We start from the raw sequence: 3,158 nt of genomic DNA on the forward strand, positions 1-3,158 counted from the left end.
ATCTACGTCAGCCCCTAAATTTAATCAAAAGAAGATATTAAAAACTCGGTTTTTTAGATGAAGATCGACCGACCTCTTCTTCTATTCCGATGATTTGCTTAAAGCTCTCAAGTAATTCTTTCTCATTATTAGCTTGATAATAATGTTCACCGACGCATTTTTTCCACGCTCTCACTTGATCTGCCGGCGGATTAAATCCGAAAGCAACAAAACCGATACGGGTAGGCTGTTTTTTCTGTGACGGATCTTGCAATGTATCTACTTGCTTACGTATAGCCTCACACATTCCTCCGTCTAACAAGCTAATTAAGGTTTTTTCCGTCGGCAGGTTATCCATTCCATCAGAGAGAACTAACATAACTCTCTGTGTATTAGATCCTAATTTTGCCGGTTCTGCGTTGGGGTTTGTATTCTTGTCCATCATAATATTTGCCCCTACAATCATCCCGGAACTTGCAGCCGTACCGCCTTTCGGATAGAGCCCTTTTAATATTTCCATAATATTCCTTTTATCTTGACTAAACCAAGCTTGGGTTGTTTGTTTCCTTTCATTACTGCCTAAACAATATCTTCCATTATTAAAGGTTAAGCTATAGTTGATTTTTGATCCGTTAAAAGAATATATCTGATTGATCGTTCTTCGTACATCTAAATACCGATTAAAATCTTTCATATCCCAGTTATACTTCAAAAGTTGTCTTTTTATTTCGGACTCTAAACGACTATCTCCATAATACGGTAACACACAACTGGACTCACCTCTTTGTTTAGCTCCCGCAGCGAATGCCGTAAAGCCGATTCGATTAAAAGGGCTGACTTTTTCCGGTGCTTTCGGAGGTAGCAAAATATCCTGAATATTTCCGACTACACGTCTTAAAATATTAATTTTACTCTGAGGATCATTATCTTTCTCCTTCCTACCTTGTGTGTCTTCTCCAACACGATCCAACATAGAGCTGGAAAAATCCAGAACTAACATTAATTCAACCGGGATTGCTCCTTTTTCTTTAACCGCATAGGTTTTTCCCGAACTAATCTCCGTTCGCCCCGCTTTTAATAAACTTTGATCAAGAGCTGATTGTCCCCAAGGTAGCCAAAATTGGCGATCGATACTTCCTTGCACGGAACAGGCAACAAATTCTTTGCGAACATAAGGATTTTCTTGCTTCTCTTTTTTCTCACAGGCATAGTCAAAATCCTTTGTGATAATTACCGGTTTTGATTTTGCATTTCCTGCTTCCGACCTATCCGAACGTAAATAGTATTCGGCTATACCATGAACCAATTCCAAATTTCGTTTATGTTGTTGGGCTGCGAATTTCCCACCTTCTCCCGCTTTAGCAATTTCTTCCTTACTTGGATTCTGCCGTTTCACGTCATAATGTGCCTTATTCTCCCTTTCCCCATTATTTTCGGCCACTAATGCTAATGCGCCTTGATCCGTAGCCTGAGCTAATCTGGCTTTATCCAATAAAATACCGGAACCGTCCACTGCAAAGCTGATAAGAAATAACAATGGAAATGCTAACAATGCGGTCATTACTGCATAGACCCCGCTTTCATCGGAATAAAAACGTTTCAATGCTTGGTAGCAATAAACAATTAAATCTTTTTTTCTCATAAAATTACTTTTAAATTATCGATAAACCGAGAATGATGATGAACGAATCATCCCCCATGATTGATTAGCTTTATCTAACAGTAATGCTTTAAAGAAACTGTTTGTTTCAACACAAAGAGTAACCTGATAAAGAGGAATTTTTCTTTCATTATTAATTTCCGAGCGCGGTGATAACCGACTCAGCTCATCAATTTTCCGATAAGGTTTGCATTGGGATGAATTTCGCTTTGAGCTTGAATTACCTTCCTGCCAATGCTCTAACACGATATATAGGTCTTTCTTGCTTTCTTTATCTCCATAAACCAAACGCTTAGCCAATTGTTCAAACTTTTTTAAATCTTGCTCATTAATTCGGGCTTCTTTGTCATATAATTGCGTGCGTTCACGCAAAATATTTACTAATGAATAAGAAACATTATCTAATTTTCCCATTGTAGAGCGAATAATCACCAAATCGGATAAAAAAGCGAAGATAAAAGCCAGGAAAATTAGCATGAATACAAACTCAATACTGACCGAACCTTTATTATTTCGATAAAATTTATTAATTAAATTGCGATCTTTCATATTCCTGTACCACAACAAATTCTCTATTAAGTAGCGATCGAGTCCAAGATTTAGGAAAAAACGGTAACGGAACCAAAAATTCGTAATCATAATTTAAAGAATACCGGGCTAATGTTGCATCCTTACCATTAGGGGAAACCAGTTTTCCGTCATTACCGATTTTAGGCTGCCTAAATTTTTCATCTAATAATGCAGAAATACAATTGCGACCGGTATCACAATCTACATATTTAACATGAATATCAAAGTCGTTCTTTTGGAGCTGAGCTAAATACCCAATAGTCGATTCACCTTGTAATTTTCGTTGCTCTTTCAATGCTTTTCTAAATACATCTTCATAGTTTCCCGTACTGTTTAGATTTTCATTTTTTGCGATTCTGACACTTTCCGCAATCGCCAGATCCCAATACGAGGTAACAATAGCTAAACGACAGAACTCCAAAATAAGCACTACCACAAAAAAATACAACGCAACGGTAAAGCTAAATTCAACACTAGAAACGCCCTTTATATTAGATAAAAATTTTCTTATCATCGCTTTCTATTTCCATGTTATTTAGCAACGGCTTTAGAAAGACGCTCCGTTTTCTTTAATGCTTCAATTAAATCATCCGGAGAAGTATTTAAACTCTCTTTAACAATAATATTTTTGGCATAATCTATGTCTCCAAATTTAATTAAGGCAAAAACTAAATTATGTAGCAGACGAGGCTCCTTAATTCCATTAAGATATTGAGGTAATAATAAAGAAACTGCATTATGATAATCACCATTAATAATACTTAACATAGATAAATTATTAATTGCCGTTACATCATTAATAAATAGTTCACGTGCTTTTTGAATATTTATATGTGCATCCTTTAATTTCCCTAATTGTGCCAAAGCAATTCCTCTTAAATTATAAGCCTCACCATTTCTAGGAGATGTTAATAATATCGAATCAGATATACTTACAGCATCATTATAT

Annotated in this window: 4 protein-coding genes; all 4 read right to left on the reverse strand. The window is 35.9% G+C overall.

Annotated features, from left to right (window positions below):
* Nucleotides 1–37: 37 nt before the first annotated feature.
* Nucleotides 38–1,621, reverse strand: a complete 1,584-nt coding sequence (locus BKL51_RS10940) for a TadE/TadG family type IV pilus assembly protein (protein WP_077466699.1) — start codon at nucleotides 1,619–1,621, stop codon at nucleotides 38–40.
* 15 nt (nucleotides 1,622–1,636) lie between these two features.
* Entirely contained in the window at nucleotides 1,637–2,188 is a 552-nt protein-coding gene (gene tadF, locus BKL51_RS10945; protein WP_077466700.1) for a tight adherence pilus pseudopilin TadF, read from the reverse strand.
* Nucleotides 2,166–2,720 (reverse strand): TadE/TadG family type IV pilus assembly protein, encoded by a 555-nt coding sequence (locus BKL51_RS10950; RefSeq protein WP_077466701.1) that lies wholly within the window; start codon nucleotides 2,718–2,720, stop codon nucleotides 2,166–2,168. The genes tadF and BKL51_RS10950 overlap by 23 nt, the downstream gene beginning before the upstream one ends.
* 20 nt (nucleotides 2,721–2,740) lie before the next feature.
* On the reverse strand, nucleotides 2,741–3,158 hold a 418-nt coding region (locus BKL51_RS10955), incomplete at its 5' end, for a tetratricopeptide repeat protein (RefSeq protein WP_369801918.1).

It is taken from the genome of Rodentibacter sp. Ppn85 (assembly GCF_001999335.1).
Lineage (GTDB): Bacteria > Pseudomonadota > Gammaproteobacteria > Enterobacterales > Pasteurellaceae > Rodentibacter.

Bases quoted from the DNA above. Each gene is read 5' to 3' on its own strand.
- BKL51_RS10940 (WP_077466699.1), bottom strand. From the start codon at position 1,621: ATGAGAAAAAAAGATTTAATTGTTTATTGCTACCAAGCATTGAAACGT.
- tadF (WP_077466700.1), bottom strand. From the start codon at position 2,188: ATGAAAGATCGCAATTTAATTAATAAATTTTATCGAAATAATAAAGGT.